A 21,314-nucleotide genomic window follows, 5' to 3' on the forward strand; every position below is an offset into this window, starting at 1 on the left:
CCAATCCAGCCTGTTCCCGGACAGTCAAGAGCAGCCTGGTCACCAATTGGCTTCAATCCGTGATCACATGTGAAGGAACTGCGGACAGGTCGACACGACGACGCAAGCGCCTTGTAACGGATTCTTGACGTAGGGCGACGCGCTTGATCGTCGGAAGAAGCGGTAGTCTCACCGCAGTTGACGTCGGTCACAGCGGTGTACGGGGCCCGCTGCGGTGTTGTTGCGCACCATTTCCGACCCGGCGCGCACGTCGATCAGAAGCAGTCACGGTGGCCGTTCGCGCACCGTGCGGCACCTCATGAAGGAGGCCCGGTGTCCACGAACGGAGTGGACGCGTCCGCCCAGTCGGCCCCCGCACCACACCGGGGCGGTCTGCGCGGCTTCGCCGACCGATGGCCCTTCCGCCGCAAGCTCAACCTTCTGGTCGGTGTACCGCTGGCCGTGGTCGCCGCCCTGCTCGCCTACCTCATCGCGGACCAGATAGGGCAGTCGGGCACCGCGGACGACGCGGCCCGGCTGGTCCGGGACAGCGCCCAGGTCGCGGAGCTGGTCGACCGGGTGGAGGCCGAGCACCAGCAGGCCATCCTGCTGTCCGTGCGGCACGAGGCCACCCACGACGACGGCAGCCCCTCGCAGGCCGCCTACCGCGCCGCGCAGTTGTCCACGGACGCCCAGGTCGTCAGGGTGCGCGAGACCTTCGCCGACCGGCTGCCGGCCACCGAGGCGCAGGCCCTGAAGGAAGTCAGCGGCCTGGACAGCCTGCGCGACACCATCGAGCAGGGCTACCTGCCCGCCGACAACATCGACCCGGCCTACACCAACGCCTCCGAGGGCCTGATCGACGGTCTGGGCCTGGACCGCAACTCGTCTCTCGCGGCCACCTTCACCGGTAACCTGCTGGACTCCCTGCTGCGCGCCGACGCCGCCCACAGCGCCTTCGAGACCAGTGTCTTCTCGGCGCGCACCGGCGACACCAACGCCCTGATCGAATACAACAACGCGGTCGCGTCGTACGAGCTGTACACCCACCAGGCCACCCGCTTCGCCCGGTTCGCCACCGAGGCCCAGGCGGACCGGCTTGGCGGCGTCGAGCACAACCTCGCCCAGGCGGCGATCGCCCAGCACTTCGCCGAGCTCCAGCTCGACCCCAGCGGACTCCAGGCCACCTCGCCCACCCAGATCCAGCGGGCGTTCACCGAGGCCCTCGACTCCTACCCCGACTACCAGAAGCAGTCCGACACCCGGCTGAGGATCACCACGTCCCTCATCGGCCAGATCGCCGACCGGGCCGACGCCGCCTCCTCGGACGCCTCCTGGCGAGCCGGGCTGCTGCTGGCGATCTCGCTGTTCGGCTTCGCCGTCTGGATCGCCTTCTCGGTGCTGGTGCGCCGCTCGGTGGTCCGCCCCGTGCAGGCACTCACCGGCGCCGCCCGGCAGGTCGCCGAGGTCGCCGGGCGTGAACTGGCCCGGGTGGCCGAGGGGGACGGCGAGGACGACGGACCGCCCAGGCTGCGCGAGGTGCCGGTCACCGCCCAGGACGAGATCGGCGACCTGGCCACGGCCTTCAACCACGTGCAGACCACCGCGGCCGCCCTGCTGGAGCGGCAGGTGCTCAGCCGCCGCAACGTGGCCGAGATGTTCGGCAACGTCGGCCGCCGGGTCAGCAACCTGACCACCCGTCAGCTGGCGCTGATCGACGCGGTCGAGCGCGGCGAGACCGACCCGGCGCTGCTCGAACGCCTCTACTCCATCGACCACATCGCCGTCCGCCTGCGTCGCAACGCGGACAGCCTGATGCTGCTGGCCGGCATCCACGAGACCGTCCTCGACTCCGGTCCGACCGAACTCACCAACGTCGTACGGGCCGCGCTCGGCCAGATCGAGGCCTTCCAGCGGGTGCGGCTGCACGCCGCCACCGAGGTCATGGTGGAGCCCGACATCATCGGCGACCTGACCCTGATGGTGGCCGAACTCCTGGAGAACGCCGTGTCGTTCTCCCCGGCCGGCAGCCCCGTCGAGGTGACCGTCAAGGACAGTGCCGAGGGTGCGCTGATCCTGGTCAGCGACCACGGCCTGGGCATGAGCGCCGACCGGCTCACCGAGGAGAACGCCCGGCTGGTCCGCCGCGAGCGACTGGACCTGGTACCGACGAAGGTGCTCGGCCTCTTCGTGGTGGGCACCCTGGCGCGCCGCTGGGAGGTCGAGGTCGTCCTCTCCCGCACCCCGGGCGGCGGTGTGACGGCCGAGGTGATCATCCCGTCCTCCCTGCTGCTGACGATGAGCCCGGTGGGCGTGTCCGCCGCACCCGACAGCCGCAAGGACGCGACGCCGGCCCCGGCCGAGATCGCCGCGCCCGCGCCGGCCGCCGTCAACGGGCGCACCCCGTCCTGGGCGACACCGGCCCCGGACGACCCGGTACCCGCTGTCCGTACCGGGACGGGCCCCGCGCCCGCCCTGCCGGCGAGCACGGCCACCGTTGACGGCGACGAGGTCCCAGGGCCCCTCCCGCGCAGGGTCCCGCGCCGCGAGGAGGCCCCGTTCATCCCGCAGGCACGCACCGGCGAGCACCCCTCGGCCGCCGCCGTCCTCCCGGCGCCCGACCGGGCCCACGGCGAGGCCGTCGGGGAGACACCCGGTGAGAGCGGTGAGCCCGTCGGCTCGTCCCGTCCGCTGCGCCGGCGCGTCCGCGGAGCGACCCTCCGTACGGCCGCCGACGCACCCGCCCAGCAGGCGCGCCAGGCCGCGCGACCCGCCGACGCGGACGCCGTCCGCGCCTCGCTCGACGAGTTCGAGGCGGCCGTGGAGCGCGCGCACCGCGACACCGGCAGCACCCCCCTCCCGCCGCTCGGCACCGGCACCGCCGGATCCGCCCCTGGCACCGACCCCGAACCGCACGACCAGAACCACCTCCCGGAAGGAGCGGAGCAGTGAGTACGTCGACAGGTGACACTCCGACGGGAGGCACCACGCCGGCCGAACTCCAGGCCGCGGCAGCCGACTTCACGTGGCTGTTGAATCGTTTCGCCACCGAGACCGCGGGCGTCGTGGACGCCATCGCGGTGTCCTCCGACGGACTGCTCATCGCCGTCTCGGAGCTGCGCGAGCACGCCGATTCCGAACGCCTGGCGGCGATCGTCTCCGGCATCACCAGCCTGGCCGCCGGAGCCTCCGGCAACTACGGCCTGGGCGGCCTCAACAAGGTCATCATCGACCTGGAGGGCGGTCATGTGCTGGTCTCCGCGATCGGCAGCGGCGCCGTGCTCGGCGTGGTCACCGACAAGGAGGCCAAGCTGGGCAACATCGCCTACGAGATGACGCTGTTCGCCAACCGGGCCGGCAGCGCGCTCAACCCTCAGCTCGTGCTTCAGCTGAAGAACAGCGTCGGCGCGACGTCGGCGCGCTGACCGCGCGCGGCAGGGTCGAGGAGGAAGACAACTCATGGCGGACGGCTCCCCACCCCCGGGTTCCGACCCGGTAGGTCCCGCTTCCGCCGTACGGCCGTTCCTGGTCACCGCCGGCCGGGTGGCGCCCAGCGCGGCCGGCCGGCCGGTGCCCGTGGAGACCCAGGTGGTGGCCACCGCCGAGGGGCTCGTCGTGCTCGACCGGCTCTCCTTCGAACAGCACGACATCGTGGCCGCCTGCCGGCAGCCGCAGTCCATCGCGGAGCTCGCGGCCCGGCTGCGGCTGCACCTGAACGTCGTCCGGGTCCTCGCCGAGGACCTGCGCGCGGCGGGACAGCTGACGGTGCACGTGCCCGACTCCGGCGTCACCCATGACGCATCCGTTCTGCGCAGGGTCATCGATGGCCTCCGCGCCATCCCAGACTCCCGGGGGGTACTCCGTGACAGCGACTGAACCGGCGATCCGCGCCACGGCCTTCCCCACGTCCGCCGTGCCACCGCCGCTTCCGGTCAAGATGGTGATCGCGGGCGGCTTCGGCGTGGGCAAGACCACCGCCGTCGGCTCGATCTCCGAGATCGAGCCGCTGACCACCGAGGCGGCCATCACCGAGGTGGCGGCGGGCGTGGACGACCTCAGCCACACCCCGACCAAGACCACCACGACGGTCGCGATGGACTTCGGCTGCATCACCATCGACCCGACGCTGAAGCTGTACCTGTTCGGCACGCCCGGCCAGGAGCGGTTCGGGTTCATGTGGGACGACATCGTCGAGGGCGCGGTGGGCGGGCTGGTCATCGTCGACACGCGGCGCCTCGACGACTGCTACGCGGCCGTCGACTACTTCGAGCACAAGCAGATCCCGTTCGCCGTGGCCGTCAACGCCTTCGACGGCCACGTCGAACACGACCTGGACGAGGTCCGCTGGGCGCTCGACGTCGCCGAGCGCGTCCCGCTCGTCGTCTTCGACGCCCGGGAGCGCGGCTCGGTCCGGGACGCCCTGCTCGTCGTACTCGAACAGGCCCTGGCCCGCACCGGGGGATGACACGGCGGTACGACGACGGGCCCGGGGCGGAAGTGATCTCCCCGGGCCCGTAGTCGTGGGGCTGAACGGACAGCGCCTGAAGAGGCGCGGGGAACCGCGCGACCGGCCACCACGGTGCCGCGGACGACCGACGGCAGGTCCGGCGGACGGCTCGGCTCCTAGTGGCTTCTGCGCACCCCGGCGGAGACCGCGACCCGTGCCACGGCCCAGAACAGGCCGAGTGTGGCCAGCGCCATGAGGGCGACCAGGGTGGCGCCGCCCACGACCTTCTCGTAGTTGTGCTGGTAGAGGCCGTCCACGATGTAGCGGCCGAGGCCGCCGAGACTGACGTACGCGGCGATGGTGGCCGTCGAGACGATCTGGATGGCCGCCGAGCGCAGCCCGCTCAGGATCAGCGGCAGCGCGACCGGCAGTTCGACCTGGAACAGGACCTTCGCCTCGTGCATGCCCATGCCGCGGGCGGCGTCCACCGGGGACGGGTCGACGGAGCGCATCGCCTCGTAGGTGGTCACCAGGATCGGCGGGACGGCGAGCACGACCAGCGGGATCATCACGGGCGTCATGCCGAACCCGAGCCAGATGAACATCAGGACCAGCAGGCCGAAGCTGGGCAGCGCCCGCCCGGCGGTGGAGATCATCGCGAGGGTGTTGCCACCGCGCCCGTAGTGGCCGGTGACCAGGCCGATCGGCAGTCCGATCGCGGCGGCGATCGCCAGGGCCTCCAGCGTGTACTGGACGTGCTCCCCCAGGCGCGTGGGGATGCCGTCGTAGCCGTGCCAGTGGGCGCTGTCGCTGAAGAAGGCGTTGACGAAGTTGAGTACGTTCACCGGGCGGCGTCCTCCAGGGCGGGCACGGCCGGTTCGGGCCGGGCCTGGGCGTCCTTGGTCTTCGTGCGGCGCGTGCCGCTCGGCATCCAGGGGGTGAGCAGGAGGCGGGCGAGGACCAGCACGGCGTCCGCGAGGATCGCCAGGGCCGCCGTGGTGAGGACGGAGTTCCAGGCGAGTTCGGGCCGGTGGTAGATCTGCGCGTCGTTGAGCAGGTTGCCGAGCGCGCCCTGGTTGCCGATCAGCATGCCGACGCTGACGAGGCTGATGCTGGACACGGTCGCCACCCGCAGCCCGGCGATGATCGCGGGCACGGCGATCGGCAACTGCACCTGCACGTACCGGCGTACGGGACCGAAGCCCATCGCGGTGGCCGCGGCCAGCGTCTCCTGCGGCACCGAGCGGACGCCGTCGACGATCGCCGGGACGAGCACCACCAGGCTGTACACGCCCAGCGGAATCATCACGGTGAGCTCGGTCTGGCCGGTGTAGTCGATGAGGACCACGAAGAAGGCGAGCGAGGGGATCGCGTACAGCACGGTCGTCACCCACAGCACGGGCGGGTACAGCCAGCGGAACCGCACGCACAGCTGGGCGAGCGGGAGCGCGAACACCAGCCCCGCCAGGACCGGCAGCAGGGCCTCCCGCAGATGCAGGCCGATCAGGCCGAACCAGCTGTGCTGGAGGTCGCTGGGGATGTCGAAGAAGCGGTTCATCGAAGGACCTTGGCTTCGGTACGGCCCTCGGCGTGGGCGCCGCGGATCGCCTCGGCGATGGTCTGCTGCGAGACGACTCCGGCGACCCGGCCCTCGGCGTCCACGGCGACGGCCCAGCCGGTGGGCGAGAGCACCGCGCAGTCGAGCGCGGCCCGCAGGGAGTCCGTGCCGGCCACGAACGGCCGCCCGTACGGCAGCAGTTGCTCCGTCGTGATCTGCCCGGCCCTCAGGTCGCCCGGCTCGCTCCAGCCGAGCGGCTTGCCGTCGAGGCCGGTGACGAGCAGGTAGGGGGCGTCGTCCTTGGCCCGCTCGGCGATCCGCTCGGCGGTGGAGTCGATCGCGACGACCGGGGAGGTCAGCAGCGGCAGGCCGGCGGAGGGGAAGAACGACAACCGCCGGATGCCGCGGTCCGCGCCGAGGAAGTCCTCGACGAAGGCGTCCGCGGGGTGGGACAGCAGCTCGGCGGGCGGTGCGAACTGGGCGAGTTTGCCGCCGGTGCGCATCACGGCGACCATCGTGCCGATCTTGACGGCCTCGTCGATGTCATGGGTGACGAAGACGATGGTCTTGCCCAACTCCTCCTGGATCCGCAGGAGTTCGTCCTGAAGTCCCTTGCGGACGATGGGGTCGACGGCGGAGAACGGCTCGTCCATGAGCAGGACCGGCGGGTCCGCCGCGAGCGCCCGGGCCACCCCGACGCGCTGCTGCTGTCCGCCGGACAGTTGGTAGGGGTACCGCTTGGCGAGAGAGGCGTCGAGGCCGACCCGCTCCATCAGTTCCGCGGCCCGCGAGCGGGCCTTCTCCTTGCCCCAGCCGAGCATGCGGGGCACGGTCGCGATGTTGTCGACGATCGTGCGGTGCTGGAAGAGACCGGCGTTCTGGATGACGTATCCCATGGACCTGCGCAGCGTGTTCACCGGCTGGCGCATGATGTCCTTGCCGTCGAGGAGGATCGTGCCCTCGCTCGGTTCGACCATCCGGTTGATCATCCGCAGGGTCGTCGTCTTCCCACAGCCCGAGGGCCCCACGAGGACGGTGATCGAACGGTCCGGTATCTCCAGGGAGAGCCGGTCGACCGCCACCGTGCCGTCCGGGTACCGCTTGGTGACTGAATCTATCCGTATCAAAACGCCGAATACCCTTCGGGTCTGGCAGAAGCTGCCCGCTCTTGGCCACGGCCATGCCGTTGCCGGGAGAGTCTAGACCGCTTGTGTTGCGGGGGTTTGTCGTGGGAACCCGGCGGGCGGTCGCCGGGGGTCCACGGCGGGCCGGGCTGTGCGCAGGCTGTGAGTTCGCTGATTCTCATCAGGCCCTCAGTGAAGGCTCAGGGACCCCCCAGACGCGGCCCCCATCGTCACCGACATGAACGAAACGAACGCGGGAGGCGTCCGGCAGCGGTCGGTCGAGGTCGTGGTGCCGGTGTACAACGAGGCGCACGTACTCGCCGACAGTGTCAGCCGTCTCCACGCACACCTCGAGGCATCCTTCCCGTTCCCGTTCCGGATCACCGTCGCGGACAACGCGAGCACGGACGGCACCTGGCAGGCGGCGGTGGACCTGACCCACCGCCTCCCGCACGTCCACGCCGTCCATCTGGACGCCAAGGGCCGGGGCCGCGCGCTGAAGCACGTGTGGAGCCGGTCCACGGCCGATGCCGTCGCCTACATGGACGTCGACCTGTCCACCGGACTCGAGGCCTTCCTGCCGCTGGTCGCGCCCCTGCTGTCCGGCCACAGCGACCTCGCGATCGGCAGCAGGCTGCACCGGCAGGCGGCGGTGCGGCGCGGCGCGCAGCGCGAGTTCGTCTCCCGTTCCTACAACCTGCTGCTGAGATGCGCCCTCGCGGCCCGCTTCTCCGACGCCCAGTGCGGGTTCAAGGCGGTGCGCACCGACGTCTTCCGCGCGCTCGTCCCGCACGTCGAGGACAACGCCTGGTTCTTCGACACCGAACTGCTCGTTTTGGCACAGCGCAACCGGCTGCGCGTCCACGAGGTCCCGGTCGACTGGACCGACGACCCCGACAGCCGCGTCGACATCGTCCGTACGGCCGTCGACGACCTCAGAGGCGTCGGCCGGATGCTCGGGCGCACCGTGACCGGCCGGGCCCGTGTCGCCGCCCTGCCCCGCCGGACGCGCACCCCGCAGGTGCCGGCCGCGCGCAAGACCCCCGACGTCCTGCCCGCCCGGGCAGACACCTCCTCCCGTCCGGAGCACCTGGAGTACGCGTCATGACGACCCTCGCCCCGCCGCCCGCGCCCGCCCGGGACGGCTCCCGGCACCACGCCGCGCCCGCCGCGGGCGGCGGCCTCGCCGCCCGCTCCCGGCGCCTGTTCACCGGCGCCCCCGAGGACCCGCGCTGGGCCCGCCCCGCCCTGTGGGCGGTCCTGGTCCTGGCGACCGCGCTGTACGCCTGGAACCTGACCTCCATCACCGGCAACACCTTCTACGACGCGGCCGTCTACAGCGGCACCAAGAGCTGGAAGGCGTTCTTCTTCGGCGCGCTGGACTCCGGCAGCTTCATCACGGTCGACAAACCACCGTTCGCGCTGTGGGTGATGGGCCTGTCGGCACGCCTCCTCGGCTACGGCACCTGGCAGTTGACGCTGCCGATGGTCGCGCTGGGCACCGGCTCGGTGGCCCTGCTGTACCGCATGGTCAAGCGGGACTTCGGGGCCGTCGCGGGCACGGTCGCCGCCCTCGCGCTCACGCTCACCCCGATCACGGTCGCCATCAACCGGGACACCAACCCGGACCCGGTCCTCGTCTTCCTGATGCTGCTGGGCGCGGCCGCGCTGCTGAAGGCCGTGCGTACCGGCCGGCCGATGCCGCTGGTGTGGTCGGGGGTCGCGATCGGCTTCGCCTTCAACACGAAGATGATGCAGGCGTACGTCGTGCTGCCCGCGTTCTTCCTGGTCTACCTGTGGGCCGCCCGGGGCGGCCTCGGCAGGCGCCTGCGCAACCTCGCCGTCGGCACGGTCGCGCTGGTCGTCTCCAGCGCCTGGTGGATGGTGGTCGTCGACCTCATCCCCGCCTCCTCCCGCCCCTACATCGGCGGCTCGACCGACAACACGGTCTGGGACCTGGTCATCGGCTACAACGGCTTCGGCCGTATCTTCGGCGCGAGTTCGTCGGTGGGCTCGCAGGGCAACGGGGCGAGCTTCGGCGGCTCGTCGGGCCTGTACCGGATGTTCAACGAGATCATGGGCGGCCAGATCTCCTGGCTGATCCCCTTCGCGGTGATCGCCCTGGTCGCGGGCCTGGTGCTGCGCGGCCGGGCACCCCGCACCGACGCCAAGCGGGCGGCGCTGCTGCTGTGGGGCGGCTGGTTCGTCCTGCACTACCTGACCTTCGCCCTGGCCGAGGGCACCTTCCACCCGTACTACGTCACCGCCATGGCGCCCGGCATCGCGGCCCTGGCAGGTGCCGGCGGGGTGATGCTGTACCGGGCCTTCCAGGAGGGCGCCGCGCTCAAGTGGGCTTGGGTGTTGCCGACCGCGGTCGCGGCGAGCGCGCTGTGGGCGGTCGTCCTGCTCCAGCGGGTGTCCGGTTCCGGGACCCTGTACACGGCCGCCGAGATCGTGGTCGGGGCAGCGGGTACGGTCGCCGTGCTCGGGCTGGTGGCCGGGCGGTTCACGAAGCGGCGGCGGCTGATGGGCCTCGCGGCGCTGGCGGCGGTCGTCGCCCTGCTGGCCGGGCCCGCCGCGTACTCGGTGTCGGCGGCCACGTCGAGCACCAACGGCACCAACCCGACGGCCGGTCCGAGCACCGGCGGCGGGATGGGAGGCGGGATGGGAGGCGGTCAGCGGCCGAGCGGGACGGCCGGCGGACCGGGAACCTCCGGCAGCTCCGGCAGCTCCGGCAGCGCGAGTGCCGGTACGAGTGGCGAGGCCCCGTCCGGTTCCGGTGCCGGGCAGGAGATGGGCACGCCCCCGTCCGGCAACTCCTCCTCCTCCGACGGCGGCGGCGGCGCCCGAACGGGCGGTGGTGGCATGGGCGGTGACACCCAGGTCTCGTCCGCGATGATCACGTATCTGGAGAAGCACCAGGACGGGGCCACCTGGCTGCTGGCGGTCGCCACCGACCAGACCGCGTCCTCGGTCATCCTGGAGTCCGGTGAGCCGGTCATCTCGATGGGCGGCTGGTCGGGCTCCGACAACGCCATGACCCTCGCCAAGCTCAAGAGCCTGGTGAAGTCCGGCACGCTGCACTACATCATCGTCAGCGACAGCGGGCAGGGCACGGACTCCGCGATCTCCACCTGGGTGAAGAAGAACGGCACGGCCGTCAAGTCCTCGGCGTACGCGTCGGGTTCCTCGACCTCGAGCTCCTCGTCGAGCGGCAGCGGCCTGTACCGCCTGGACGCCTCCGACGTCGGCTGAGCGATCCGTCCGACAGCGGCGGGCCGCCGGAGACACCTCTCCGGCGGCCCGCCGCTGTCGGTCGCCTCGTGCCGGACACCGCCGGTCACGTCACGTCTCAGGCTGCCGCCGGGCGCTTCTCGGCGACGGGAAGGCCGGGGGTGCGCAGCACACGCCGGTCGGCGTCCACCGCGAACACCTCGCAGCCGTCGAGACCGGCGGCCCACTCGACACCCTCGGCGCCCATCGCGAAGGCCGCCGTCGCGACCGAGTCCGCCTCGGTCAGCGTCGGGGCCACGACGGTCAGGCTGAGCAGTCCGGTCGCCGGACGCCCGCTGCGCCCGTCGATGATGTGGTCGCCGCGCTCGTAGCGCGCGGAGGTCGCGACCGCCCCGTCGGTGAGCTCCAGGACCGTGCACAGTCGGTCGGCGTGCTCGGGATGCCGTACGCCCACGCGCCAGGGGCCGCCGGACGCGACGACGTCACCGCCGGCGTTGAGGCAGAACCTGCTCGCCCCGGCCGCCGTGAGCAGCTCGGCCGCCCGCTGCACCGACCAGCCCTTGACCACCGCGCAGGGGTCGAGACCACGGCCGGGCAGCCGTACGTCGAAGGCCCCGCCGGTCACGGCCCGGTAGTGCTCGCACAGGTCGAGGATCTCGGCGAGGTCCGCGCTCACGGCGTCGGCCGGCAGCTCGCCCCGGTCCAGCCGGGACACCTCGCTGTCGGCCTTGAAGGGGCTGAACCGGGCGTCGGTCTCCCGCAGCCACGCGAAGACCGCGTCGGCCGCCGCGCCGAACTCGCCCTCGCCGTCGATCCGCAGCGAGACCGGGAAGCCCATCACCTGCTCGACGCGCCGCACGTCAGCCGCTCTTGGCGTCGAGGGCGGCCTGCAGGGACTCCCGGTATCCGTCGCTCGTGATCGTCGCGCCGGACACCGTGTCGATGTCCGCGCTCTGCGCCTCGAGCGTCTCCGCGATCAGCTGGGGCACGGCGGCCGTCGTCTGCGGGTGGTCGGGCTGCTGGAGCGTCCGTACGGCGGTGATCTCGTCGCCGTCGAAGGTCACCTCGACCTGTACGGGCCCCTTCTCGGTGGTGACCGTCGTCCCCGCGACCACCTGCTTGGACGCGCCGGAGGACCCCGGGGAGGACGACGACGGGGAGGCAGAGTCGGATGCGGTCGCGGAGGAGGACGCCGACGGGGCCGGGGCGGCGACCTGGGTGGTGGAGGTCTGCGTCGACGGCTCGTAGCGCCACAGCGGGACCAGGCCGGCGATGCTCAGGACAAGGACGGGCAGTGCTCGTTTCACGGTGTTCTCCCCGTCCTTCTCAGCCGGCCAGGCTGAAGCGTTCGAAGTGGATCTGCGGCTTGGGCACACCCAGCTCGCGCAGGCTGCCCAGCACCGCGTTCATCATCGGCGGCGGCCCGCACAGGAAGACGTCCCGGTCGGCGATGTCCGGCACCAGCCGCGCGAGTTCGGCGGGCGCCAGCTTGTCGGGGCTGACCGGCCCGGTCACCAGGTGCAGTGCGGCGCCCTTGGCGTGGGCGAGTTCCCGCAGCTCGTCGTAGAGGACGGCGTCCCGGTCGGTGGCGACCCGGTAGAGGACCACCGCGTGGCCCTCCAGTTCCTCCAGCAGCGCGCGGATGGGGGTGACGCCCACGCCGCCGGCGATGAGCACGGCCTCCGGCCGGGTGCGGTGCAGGGCGGTGAAGGCGCCGTAGGGGCCCTCGGCGAAGACCCGCGTGCCGACCTTCACGTGCCGCAGGGCCGCGGTGCCCTCGCCGGCCGCCTTGGCGGTGAGCCGGAGCGTGCGGCCGTCGGGGGCGGCCGACAGCGAGAACGGGTTGGCCTGCCACCAGCGGTCCCGGGTCATGAAGCGCCACAGGAAGAACTGGCCGGCCCGGGCGGGCAGCCGGTCGAGGTCGCGGCCGGTCATGTGGATCGAGACCACGTTGTCGGACTCGGGGACGACGGCTGTGACGCGCAGCTGGTGACGCCAGTTCCGCCACAGCGGCAGCACCAGCCGGCCCACGACCACCGAACCGAGGGCGACGCCCCACACGGCGTACCAGTAGGTGGTGGCCGCGGACGAGGAGGTGAACGTCGTACCGACCGCGACCTGGTGCGTGAAGGCCAGGACCACCGCGGCGTACGTGTACAGGTGGATGAAGTGCCAGGTCTCGTACGCGAGCCGGCGCCGGGCGTAGCGGCCGGAGACGGCGCCCACGACGAGGATGACCGACAGCGCGACGACGGCGCGGAGCACGCCTTCGACGGTCTCGGCGAGGTCGACCAGCTGGTTCACCGGGTCCAGGGAGGACGACTCGGCGTAGCCGAAGGTGATGAACACGGCGTGCGCGAGGAGCGTCCAGAGGATGCCGAAGCCGGTCCAGCGGTGCCAGGAGGTCAGCCGGTCCATGCCGATGCGGCGGTCGAGCCAGGGCAGCCGGGCCACCAGCAGCAACTGGAAGGCCATCAGGAGCGCGCCGTACAGGCCGGCCAGCCGGCCCAGCACGATGAGGGTGTTCGACGCGAAGCCGGCCTGGGTGAAGAAGAAGGTCACCACGGCCGCGTTGACGGCCAGTACGGCGTACAGGCCCGTGCGGGCCACCACCCTGGGCCGTATCGCCGTGGGGGGCGCGGAGGGCGATTGGACGGTCGTCACGGGACGGCAGCTCCTTGATCGGGTCCGGGGTACGAGCTTGGCGCGCCGAAGCTGTCGTTCCGCTGTCGTTTATCTTTCAAGAGGTTATCGATGTGGTCCGCGCCCGGTCACCGGGCCTGGTGCCGGGAGGCGTGTGAAGCACTATGAGCGGGTGGACAAAGTACGCCTCCTCGTCGTGGACGACGACCCGCCGATCGCCGACCTCGTCGCCACGGTCGCCCGCTACGAGGGCTGGGAGGCGGCCACCGCGAACTCCGGCGAGGAGGCGCTGCGGCTGGCCGCCGAGTTCCACCCGGACATCGTGGTGCTGGACCTGATGCTGCCGGACGTGGACGGTTTCGGCGTCCTCGACCGGCTGCGCGCCGTGGGCACGATGGTGCCCGTGGTGTTCCTCACGGCCCGCGACACCGTCGCCGACCGGGTCGCGGGGCTGACCCGCGGCGGTGACGACTACCTGGTCAAGCCATTCGCGGTGGAGGAGCTCATGGCCCGGCTGCGGACCGTGCTGCGGCGCAGCGCCGGCCCCGGTTTCCAGCGTTCCGTGCTGCGGGTCGCGGACCTGACGATGGACGAGGACACCCGCCAGGTGCGGCGCGGCGACCGGCTGCTCACCCTCACCCCGACCGAGTACGAGGTGCTGCGCTACCTGATGCGCAAGTCCCCCACCGTGCTGACCAAGGCGCAGATCCTCGACCATGTGTGGGAGTACGGCTTCGGGGGCCGCTCCAACGTCGTCGAGCTGGTCGTCAGCCGGCTCCGCCGCAAGCTCGACGAGCCCGCCGAGGACAGGACGCCGCTCATCCACACGGTCCGGGGCTTCGGGTACGTGGTCCGGCAGGCGGCCGAGTGACCGGGCGGGCGACCCGGCTGTGGCGGACGTACCGCAGGCTCCGGCTGGGCACCCGGCTGGCCCTCGGCCTCGGGGTGCTGTCGCTCGCGGTGTTCGCCGTGGTCGGCACCGCGCTGACCATGTACATGCGTGACTACCTGGACCATCAGTTGGGCCAGCAGCTGAAGCTCGTGCAGGTCGTGCAGTCCAAGGACGCCGAGGCGCACGGCACGGTCAGACGACAGCCGTACTACGGCTGGTACACGGCCGTGTACGACGTGTCGGGGAACTCGGCGGCCCTGCGCACGCCCGCCGACGTGCCCGCCGACACCGTGGCGTTCACGGCCCTCGCCGAGACGATGGCACGCTCGGACACCGAGCTCACCCGCGTGGCGACGATCGACGGGAAGGGCGCCTACCAACTGCGGGCCTGCGAGGTCGAACCGGGCGTGGTGCTGGTCAGCGCCGCGCCCACCGCGAACATCGACGCCACGATGCGGCAGCTGATCACCGTGCAGGTCGTCGCGTTCGGTCTCGCGCTGCTGGCACTCGTGGTGTTCGGCCGGCGGATGCTGCGGCGCGGTCTGAAGCCGCTCAGCGACATGGCGCACACCGCCCACGGCATCGCCTCCCACAACCTGTCCGAGTCGGCGGCCCGGCTCCCGCTGCGCGCCGACAGTCCGGGCGGCGGTCCCGAGGTGGAGGAGCTGCGCACCGCCTTCAACACCATGCTGGAGCACATCGACGACTCCCTCGCGGTCCGCGCGGCGGCCGAACAGCGGCTGCGCCGCTTCGTCGCGGACGCCTCGCACGAGCTGCGGACGCCGTTGATGTCCGTACGCGGGTACGCCGACCTCTTCCAGTACGCGGCCGCCAACGCCCCCGAGGAACGGGACCGGCACCTGGCCCGGCTGCGGGCCGAGGCCGCGCGGATGGGCGTCCTGCTGGACGACCTGCTGCTGCTCGCCCGCCTGGACGCAGCCGAGGTGGAGACGCCGCTGCGGCCGGAGCAGGCGGATCTGACGGAGCTCGTCGAGCAGGCGGCCGACGCGTTCCGGGCGAGCCACCCGGACCACCCGCTGACGGTGGCGCACGACGCCGGGGCGCTGGAGCTGCGCCTCGATCCGCAGCGCATCCGGCAGGTCCTGGACAACCTGCTGACGAACGCCGCCGTGCACACCCCGCCCGGCACGGCGGTGTCCGTGACCGTCTCGACCGAGCCCGGCGCGGCCCTGGTCCGGGTCACCGACGTCGGCCCCGGTATCCCGCCCGCCGACCGGGAGCGGGTCTTCGACCGCTTCTACCGCGTCGACAAGGCCCGCAGCCGCGACCGCGGCGGCAGCGGCCTGGGCCTCGCGGTCGCGACCGCCCTGGTCCGCGCACACGGCGGCACGATCGACCTGTCCGACGCCCCGGGAAGCACGGTGTTCACGGTGACACTCCCCCTGGGCCGCTGAGCGGGCTCCGGCGGCCCGGCGGGCCAGGTCTTACGGACCGGTGACGTGCTGGGCGCGGTCCGGGGGGTTCGGCCTCGGCCGGCCCTAGCGTGGGGTCATGCGTGTACTGGTCACCGGCGGTGCCGGGTTCATCGGGTGTCAGATCGTCAGGGCACTGGAGGCGAACGGGCACGAGCCCGTCGTGTACGACGTCCGGGCCCACCCGGGGTCCGACGTGCGGGACCCCGGCGCGGTCGGCCGCGCCGTGGCCGGCGTGGACGCCGTCTGCCATCAGGCGGCGATGGTCGGCCTGGGCGCGGGCTTCGCCGACGCGGCGGAGTACGTGTCCCGCAACGACCTCGGCACCGCCGTCCTGCTCACCGCCATGGCGGAGTCGGGCGTACGGCGGCTGGTGCTGGCCGGGTCCATGGTGGTGTACGGCGAGGGGCGGTACACGTGCGAGCGGCACGGGGTGGTGCGGCCGGGGCCACGGGCCGTCGACGACCTGGACGCCGGACGCTTCGAGCCGACCTGCCCGAGGTGCGGCGCCGACCTCTCCCCCGGGCTCGTCGCCGAGGACGCCCCGGCCGACCCGCGGAACGTGTACGCCACCACCAAGCTCGCCCAGGAACACCTGGCGGCCGCGTGGGCCCGGGCCACGGGCGGCTCGGCGGTGTCGCTGCGCTACCACAACGTGTACGGGCCCGGTATGCCGCGCGACACCCCGTACGCGGGCGTCGCCTCCTTCTTCCGCTCGGCGCTCGCCCGCGGCGAGGCACCGCGGGTCTTCGAGGACGGCGGTCAGCGGCGGGACTTCGTCCACGTGCGGGACGTGGCCGCGGCCAACGTGGCGGCGCTGGAGGCCGGTTCACCCGAGGGCGCGCTCACGGCGTACAACACCGGGAGCGGCGAGCCGCACACGGTCGGCGAGATGGCCCGCGCCCTGGCCGCCGCGTACGGCGGCCCCGAGCCCGCCGTCACCGGCGAGTACCGCCTCGGAGACGTCCGGCACATCACGGCGGACTCGGCCCGGCTGCGGGCCGAACTGGGCTGGAAGGCGGAGACCGCGTTCGAGGAGGGAATGCGGGAGTTCGCCCACGCCCCCCTGGGCACCGGCTGACGCGGGGGGGGCGGCGCCGGGCCGCCGGGCAGCTCCACCAACGCCACCGCACCTGCGCGCTGCACCCGGCAGGCACCGACCTGCGTCTCACAGGCCGCCCACCACCCCGGCACCGGCCACCATCACCCCACAACGGCACCGCCACGAGCCCGAAGGCGCGTACGCGCTCTGCCTAGCGGGCACCGACCTGCGTCTCGCCACCCGGCCGCCACCCCGGCACCGGACACCACCACCCCACAACGCCACCGCCACGAGCCCGAAGGCGCGTACGCGCTCTGCCCGGCGGGCGCCGACCTGCGTCTCGTCGGTCGGCGCCCGCCGGCCATGGGCAAGGTGCGTGCGCTGGGGGGCCGCCGCTCACCCGTGTCTCATGGGCCCGCGAACGACCCCCCGGCCGTCGGGAGTGTCACCTCGAAGCGGCAGCCGCCGGCGACGTTGCGTACGGTGGCGCGTCCCTGGTGGGCCTCGACGATGCCGCGGACGATGGCGAGGCCGAGTCCCGCGCCGGCCGGTGGGGTCCGGGCGTGGGTGCCGCGCCAGCCGGTGTCGAAGACGCGGGGCAGGTCCTCCTCGGGGATGCCGCCGCAGCCGTCCGTGACGGACAGGACGACGCCGTCGGGCGAGCGCTCGGCGGCGACGGCGACCGTGCCGTCGGCCGGGGTCCGGCGGATGGCGTTGACGAGGAGGTTGCCGAGGACGCGGCTCATCTCCCGGCCGTCGACCTCGACCGGCACCTGTTCGACGCGGGCGCCGACCAGCCGTACCCCGTTCTGGCGGGCGAGCGCGTCCGCTCCCGAGAGGGCGTCGCCGACCAGGTCGTACAGCGACATACGGGAGAGCGTGAGGGTGAGGCTGCCCGCGTGGATGCGGGAGAGCTCGAAGAGGTCGCCCACCATGCCGTTGAGGCGCTCCACCTCGGTACGGATCTGCCGTAGGTAGCGTTTCGGGTCGGCGGCGACGCCGTCCTCCAGCGCCTCGGACATCGCGCGCAGACCGGCCAGCGGGGTCCGCAGGTCGTGCGAGATCCAGGCGACGAGCTCGCGCCGGGAGGACTCCAGGGCGCGTTCGCGTTCCCGGGAGGCCGCGAGCTTGGCGCTGGTCGCCTCCAACTCGCGGCTCAGTGCTTCGAGTTCGGCGGTCGCGGGGCCGACGGGCGAGGTGAAGTCGCCGCCGTCGCCGAAGGAGCGGGCGGCGAGCGCGAGGGCGCGGCTGCGGGCGACGACCCAGCGGCCGAGCAGCAGCGCGCCGGCCAGGGAGACGACGGCGGCCATCGCGACGACCGTGGTGACGACCTTCAGGTCGTGTGCGGACAGGAACATGGCGTCCGCGACCGCGAGCGTGCCGGCGAGCATCGCGGTGACGGCGACGGCGACGACCACGGTGAGGTGCGCGACCAGGGAGCGCCGCCGGATCAGCAGCAGCACGCACGCCCCGAGCAGGCCGGCCGCGGCGGCGCCGAGGAAGGCGTAGACGGCGATGAGGAGGGTGTCGCCCATCGATCACACCTCCCCTTCGCTGCCCGCGTCGAAGCGGTACCCGACGCCCCAGACCGTCTGGACCAGCCGCGGGCGCGCCGGATCGTCCTCGACCTTGCCGCGCAGTCGGCGGACGTGGACGGTGACGGTCGACAGGTCACCGAAGTCCCAGCCCCACACCTCCCGCATCAGGTCCTCCCGGCTGAACACGCGCCCGGAGTGCCGCATGAAGAAGGCGAGGAGGTCGAACTCACGGATGGTGAGGGCCAGTTCGGTCGCGCCCTTGACGGCACGCCGGGCCGCGGGGTCGAGCGCCAGTCCGCCGGCACGAAGGGTCGCCGGCGGCTGGTCGGGGCGGTTCGCCGACGACTGGGCCGGGCGGCTGCGGCGCAGCACCGACTCGACGCGCAGGACGAGTTCACGGGGGCTGAAGGGCTTGGTGACGTAGTCGTCGGCGCCCACCTCCAGGCCGAGGATGCGGTCGTCCTCGTCGCCGCGCGCGGTGAGCATGATGACCGGCACGGGCCCCTGCCCGCGCATGCGCCGGCACACCTCAAGGCCGTCCATGCCCGGCAGCATGAGGTCCAGCACGACCAGGTCGGGCCAGTGCGCGGCCGCCCGGGCGAGCGCGTCGGGGCCGTCACCGGCCCGGTCCACCACGTATCCGGCCCGGTCGAGGTACCCGGAGACCACCTCGGACACGGTCGGGTCGTCGTCGACGACGAGGACCCGGGCCCCGCCGGGTGCGTACGGCTGCTGCTCCATGCCGCCAGCCTCGCACCACGCGCCCGCCGGTGCCGTCCACGGCAGCCGACGTCCTTGTTTCGTAAGGAGCCAGTGCCCGGTATGCCCGTTTCCCGCTCGTAGGGTGAGAGCCGTGACGACCTCTATCCCCACGGATTCCCCTACGGCTTCCAAGGCGGCGTCCGTCGACGTCGTCCTGCCCTGTCTCGACGAGGCGGAGGCCCTGCCCCGGGTGCTGGAGCGCATCCCGCCCGGCTGGCGTGCGCTCGTCGTGGACAACGGCTCCACGGACGGCTCGGCCCGCATCGCCCAGGAGCTCGGCGCGACGGTCGTACGGGAGGAGCGGCGCGGCTTCGGCGCCGCCTGCCACGCCGGTCTGACCGCCGCCACGGCCGACATCGTCTGCTTCTGCGACTGCGACGCCTCCCTCGATCCGGCCGACCTGGTGCCGTTCGTGCGCCGGATCAGGGCCGGTGAGGCGGACCTGGTGCTCGGCCGGCGCCGTCCGCAGGGGGCCGGCGCCTGGCCCGCCCACGCCCGGGCCGGCAACCTGGCGCTCTCCCGTCTCCTGCGCCGTCGCACCGGGTTGCGCCTGCGCGACCTCGGCCCGCTGCGCGCCGCCCGCCGCGAGCCGCTGCTCTCCCTCGGTCTGACCGACCGGCGCAGCGGCTATCCGCTCCAGATGGTGGTGCGCGCCGCGGACGCGGGCTGGCGGATCGCCGAGTACGACGTCCCGTACCGCCCGCGCACGGGCACGTCCAAGGTGACGGGCACCTGGCGCGGAACCTGGCAGGCGGTACGGGACATGAGCCACGTACTGACCGAGGACCCCGCCACCTCCGGCGGTTCGCTCGGCCCGGCCGCTCCCTCCGATTCGCCCGTCCGGGAAGGAACCCGTCGTTGACCACACTTCTCGTCATCGCCAAGGAGCCGCTGCCCGGGCGGGTGAAGACCCGGCTGACGCCGCCGTTCAGCCCGCGGGAGGCGGCCGGGCTCGCCGAGGCCGCTCTCGCGGACACCCTGGACGCCGTGGCGCGGACGCCCGCCCGGCGCCGGGTCCTGGTCCTGGACGGCGCGCCGGGCCCCTGGCTGCCGGCCGGGTTCGAGGTCGTACGGCAGTGCGCGGGCGGCCTCGACGAGCGGCTGGCCGCGGCCTTCGCGGGCTGTACCGGGCCGGCCCTGCTCATCGGGATGGACACCCCGCAGGTGACTCCCGAGCTGCTGACCGTCGACTTCGCCGACTGCGACGCGTACTTCGGACCTGCCGTGGACGGCGGCTTCTGGGCGCTCGGCCTGGCGGAACCGGACCCCGGGCTGCTGCGCGGGGTCCCGATGTCGACAGCCCTCACGGGTGCCGCACAGCGGGCCCGGCTCGCGGGCCTCCGGGTGCGGGACCTGCCGTGCCTGCGGGACGTGGACACGGCCTACGACGCCGACCTGGTCGCCAAGGAGGCACCGGCCGGACGGTTCGCCGCGGAGCTGTCCCGGCTCGGCGGAGCGGGTGGCCGGTGAGCACGGCGCGGGCGACCCGGACGGCGCGCGCGGCGCAGACCGCGCCGGCGACCCGGACCGACGAGTCGGCGGCCCCGACAACGGCGACGGCCGCGACGAACACCACGGCCGGCCTCGCCACGGGTCCGGCGCACATCGTGCGGCAGTCGGGACGCGCCGAGGAGCGCTCGTGGTCGGCCGATCCCTACTCCGACGCCCTGCGGGCCGGTCGGGGCCCGCTCTTCCTGAGCCGCGCCGACGGCTGGCTGCTGCCCCTCGAGGTGGAGCGCTGGTGCGCGGACGCCGACGCGGCGGACCTGGAGGTGCTGCGCCGCTGCGAGGGCGCCGTGCTCGACGTGGGCTGCGGGCCCGGCCGCCTGGTCGCGGCCCTCGGCACCCGGGGGCGGCGGGCGCTGGGCATCGACGTCAGTGAGGCGGCCGTCGCGCGCACGGTCCGTTCGGGCGGGCAGGCGCTGCGCCGCTCGGTCTTCGAGCCACTCCCGGGCGAGGGCCGCTGGGGCACCGCGCTCCTGGTCGACGGCAATGTCGGCATCGGCGGCGACCCGCGGGCCCTGCTCGCGCGGATGGCCCAACTCCTCGACTCCAACGGCCTGTTGATCGTCGAGACGGTACCGGTGCCGGACCTCGACGAACGGGTCGTGGTCCATGTCACCGACGCCCGGGGAACCGCGGGCAACCCCTTCCCGTGGGCCCGGCTCGGCACGCCGGCCCTGCTGCGGCACGCGGACCGCGCGGGCTGGCGTGCCGTAGATCAGTGGACGGCCGGCGGTCGCTGCTTCGCCGCCCTGCGCCACCGCGGCCGGGACCGGAACAGGAACAGCAGCGCCGAGCCGCCGAACAACGCGGCCGTCAACAGCAGCCAACGGGCCGTGAAGTCGGCCGCGGACAGTCCGGTGGCCCCGGCGTAGCGCTTCGTCACCCGCCCGCTGATCAGCGGGAACCACACCAGCAGGAGCAGCCCGGACAGGGCGGCGGGCACCCGGACGTACAGGACGAGGTCCTGGCGCCGGCCCGCCGCCCGCACGAGTGCGCGGTCGGCGGTGGCGTACAGCGGCAGCAGCACCAGGTCGTGGAGCAGGGCCGCCCCGACGAACCACAGCGCGACCCCGAACCAGTCTCCCGCGAGCAGCCGTACGCCCGCATAGCCGGCGAGGGCGAACGAGCAGGCCAACAGGAGCAGTTGGAACGGACT

20 protein-coding genes are annotated in these 21,314 nt (G+C 73.0%); 12 read left to right on the forward strand and 8 right to left on the reverse strand.

The features are described 5' to 3' along the window. Positions 1-312: 312 nt before the first annotated feature. From OG985_RS13310 to OG985_RS13325, 4 genes are read left to right on the forward strand one after another with little or no spacing between them, the layout of a single operon-like run. Positions 313-2,931, forward strand: a complete 2,619-nt coding sequence (locus OG985_RS13310; RefSeq protein ID WP_371668525.1) for an ATP-binding protein — start codon at positions 313-315, stop codon at positions 2,929-2,931. After that, positions 2,928-3,404, forward strand: a complete 477-nt coding sequence (locus tag OG985_RS13315; protein ID WP_371668526.1) for a roadblock/LC7 domain-containing protein — start codon at positions 2,928-2,930, stop codon at positions 3,402-3,404. Before OG985_RS13310 ends, OG985_RS13315 begins: the two co-directional genes overlap by 4 nt. A gap of 34 nt (positions 3,405-3,438) precedes the next feature. Then, on the forward strand, positions 3,439-3,855 hold the full coding sequence (locus tag OG985_RS13320; protein WP_371668527.1) for a DUF742 domain-containing protein: 417 nt from the start codon (positions 3,439-3,441) through the stop codon (positions 3,853-3,855). Further along, positions 3,842-4,444, forward strand: coding sequence for an ATP/GTP-binding protein (locus OG985_RS13325; protein ID WP_371668528.1), 603 nt, complete (start codon positions 3,842-3,844; stop codon positions 4,442-4,444). Before OG985_RS13320 ends, OG985_RS13325 begins: the two co-directional genes overlap by 14 nt. Before the next feature lie 158 nt (positions 4,445-4,602). On the opposite strand, the gene OG985_RS13330 is transcribed toward OG985_RS13325, so the two are convergent. Genes OG985_RS13330 through OG985_RS13340 form a run of 3 tightly spaced genes read right to left on the reverse strand, consistent with a single transcriptional unit; the run spans position 4,603 to position 7,111 of the window. Next, a complete protein-coding gene (locus tag OG985_RS13330) occupies positions 4,603-5,271 on the reverse strand; it encodes an ABC transporter permease (RefSeq protein ID WP_371668529.1) in 669 nt (222 codons plus the stop codon). After that, entirely contained in the window at positions 5,268-5,984 is a 717-nt protein-coding gene (locus tag OG985_RS13335; RefSeq protein WP_371668530.1) for an ABC transporter permease, read from the reverse strand. Before OG985_RS13335 ends, OG985_RS13330 begins: the two co-directional genes overlap by 4 nt. Continuing rightward, positions 5,981-7,111: an ABC transporter ATP-binding protein gene (locus OG985_RS13340; protein ID WP_371668531.1), complete on the reverse strand. Its 1,131-nt coding sequence runs from the start codon at positions 7,109-7,111 to the stop codon at positions 5,981-5,983. The genes OG985_RS13335 and OG985_RS13340 overlap by 4 nt, the downstream gene beginning before the upstream one ends. 235 nt (positions 7,112-7,346) lie before the next feature. Here OG985_RS13340 and OG985_RS13345 point away from each other — a divergent pair, with 235 nt between their 5' ends. Both OG985_RS13345 and OG985_RS13350 read left to right on the forward strand, forming a co-directional pair. Beyond that, complete coding sequence (locus tag OG985_RS13345; protein WP_371668532.1) at positions 7,347-8,216, forward strand: dolichyl-phosphate beta-glucosyltransferase; 870 nt, start codon at positions 7,347-7,349, stop codon at positions 8,214-8,216. After that, a complete protein-coding gene (locus OG985_RS13350; RefSeq protein ID WP_371668533.1) occupies positions 8,213-10,363 on the forward strand; it encodes an ArnT family glycosyltransferase in 2,151 nt (716 codons plus the stop codon). Before OG985_RS13345 ends, OG985_RS13350 begins: the two co-directional genes overlap by 4 nt. 97 nt (positions 10,364-10,460) lie before the next feature. On the opposite strand, the gene OG985_RS13355 is transcribed toward OG985_RS13350, so the two are convergent. The 3 genes from OG985_RS13355 to OG985_RS13365 are packed head-to-tail and all read right to left on the reverse strand — an operon-like array spanning position 10,461 to position 13,006. Beyond that, a complete protein-coding gene (locus tag OG985_RS13355) occupies positions 10,461-11,201 on the reverse strand; it encodes an FAD:protein FMN transferase (RefSeq protein ID WP_371668534.1) in 741 nt (246 codons plus the stop codon). 1 nt (position 11,202) lies between these two features. Then, a complete protein-coding gene (locus OG985_RS13360; protein WP_371668535.1) occupies positions 11,203-11,649 on the reverse strand; it encodes an FMN-binding protein in 447 nt (148 codons plus the stop codon). Positions 11,650-11,668: 19 nt separating this feature from the next. Beyond that, complete coding sequence (locus OG985_RS13365; RefSeq protein ID WP_371668536.1) at positions 11,669-13,006, reverse strand: ferric reductase-like transmembrane domain-containing protein; 1,338 nt, start codon at positions 13,004-13,006, stop codon at positions 11,669-11,671. A gap of 133 nt (positions 13,007-13,139) precedes the next feature. Between OG985_RS13365 and OG985_RS13370 the strand changes: the two genes are divergently transcribed. The 3 genes from OG985_RS13370 to OG985_RS13380 all read left to right on the forward strand — a co-directional run bounded on the left by OG985_RS13370 (position 13,140) and on the right by OG985_RS13380 (position 16,391). Further along, entirely contained in the window at positions 13,140-13,856 is a 717-nt protein-coding gene (locus OG985_RS13370) for a response regulator transcription factor (protein WP_371668537.1), read from the forward strand. After that, positions 13,853-15,292 (forward strand): sensor histidine kinase, encoded by a 1,440-nt coding sequence (locus tag OG985_RS13375; RefSeq protein WP_371668538.1) that lies wholly within the window; start codon positions 13,853-13,855, stop codon positions 15,290-15,292. Before OG985_RS13370 ends, OG985_RS13375 begins: the two co-directional genes overlap by 4 nt. A 97-nt stretch (positions 15,293-15,389) precedes the next feature. Continuing rightward, entirely contained in the window at positions 15,390-16,391 is a 1,002-nt protein-coding gene (locus OG985_RS13380; RefSeq protein WP_371668539.1) for an NAD-dependent epimerase/dehydratase family protein, read from the forward strand. Positions 16,392-16,759: 368 nt separating this feature from the next. Here the strand turns inward: OG985_RS13380 and OG985_RS13385 are convergent, their stop codons facing one another. Next, a complete protein-coding gene (locus OG985_RS13385; RefSeq protein ID WP_371668540.1) occupies positions 16,760-17,887 on the reverse strand; it encodes a sensor histidine kinase in 1,128 nt (375 codons plus the stop codon). A gap of 3 nt (positions 17,888-17,890) precedes the next feature. Beyond that, positions 17,891-18,631 (reverse strand): response regulator transcription factor, encoded by a 741-nt coding sequence (locus OG985_RS13390; RefSeq protein WP_371668541.1) that lies wholly within the window; start codon positions 18,629-18,631, stop codon positions 17,891-17,893. 103 nt (positions 18,632-18,734) lie between these two features. On the opposite strand from OG985_RS13390, the gene OG985_RS13395 reads away from it, so the two are divergent. Genes OG985_RS13395 through OG985_RS13405 form a run of 3 tightly spaced genes read left to right on the forward strand, consistent with a single transcriptional unit; the run spans position 18,735 to position 21,030 of the window. After that, complete coding sequence (locus OG985_RS13395; RefSeq protein ID WP_371668542.1) at positions 18,735-19,514, forward strand: glycosyltransferase family 2 protein; 780 nt, start codon at positions 18,735-18,737, stop codon at positions 19,512-19,514. Next, the gene (locus OG985_RS13400) at positions 19,511-20,122 is read left to right on the forward strand and encodes a DUF2064 domain-containing protein (RefSeq protein ID WP_371668543.1); all 612 of its coding nucleotides are present in this window, start codon (positions 19,511-19,513) and stop codon (positions 20,120-20,122) included. Before OG985_RS13395 ends, OG985_RS13400 begins: the two co-directional genes overlap by 4 nt. Further along, on the forward strand, positions 20,119-21,030 hold the full coding sequence (locus OG985_RS13405; protein WP_371668544.1) for a class I SAM-dependent methyltransferase: 912 nt from the start codon (positions 20,119-20,121) through the stop codon (positions 21,028-21,030). Before OG985_RS13400 ends, OG985_RS13405 begins: the two co-directional genes overlap by 4 nt. The last annotated feature ends 284 nt before the right edge of the window (positions 21,031-21,314 follow it).

Origin of the sequence: Streptomyces sp. NBC_00289, assembly GCF_041435115.1 — a bacterium.
In the GTDB taxonomy this organism is placed as follows: domain Bacteria; phylum Actinomycetota; class Actinomycetes; order Streptomycetales; family Streptomycetaceae; genus Streptomyces.

Excerpts from the sequence above, each read along its gene's own strand:
- OG985_RS13390 (WP_371668541.1), bottom strand. The coding sequence starts at position 18,631 with ATGGAGCAGCAGCCGTACGCACCCGGCGGGGCCCGGGTCCTCGTCGTC.
- OG985_RS13380 (WP_371668539.1), top strand. The coding sequence starts at position 15,390 with ATGCGTGTACTGGTCACCGGCGGTGCCGGGTTCATCGGGTGTCAGATC.
- OG985_RS13335 (WP_371668530.1), bottom strand. The coding sequence starts at position 5,984 with ATGAACCGCTTCTTCGACATCCCCAGCGACCTCCAGCACAGCTGGTTC.
- OG985_RS13345 (WP_371668532.1), top strand. The coding sequence starts at position 7,347 with ATGAACGAAACGAACGCGGGAGGCGTCCGGCAGCGGTCGGTCGAGGTC.
- OG985_RS13350 (WP_371668533.1), top strand. The coding sequence starts at position 8,213 with ATGACGACCCTCGCCCCGCCGCCCGCGCCCGCCCGGGACGGCTCCCGG.
- OG985_RS13320 (WP_371668527.1), top strand. The coding sequence starts at position 3,439 with ATGGCGGACGGCTCCCCACCCCCGGGTTCCGACCCGGTAGGTCCCGCT.
- OG985_RS13385 (WP_371668540.1), bottom strand. The coding sequence starts at position 17,887 with ATGGGCGACACCCTCCTCATCGCCGTCTACGCCTTCCTCGGCGCCGCC.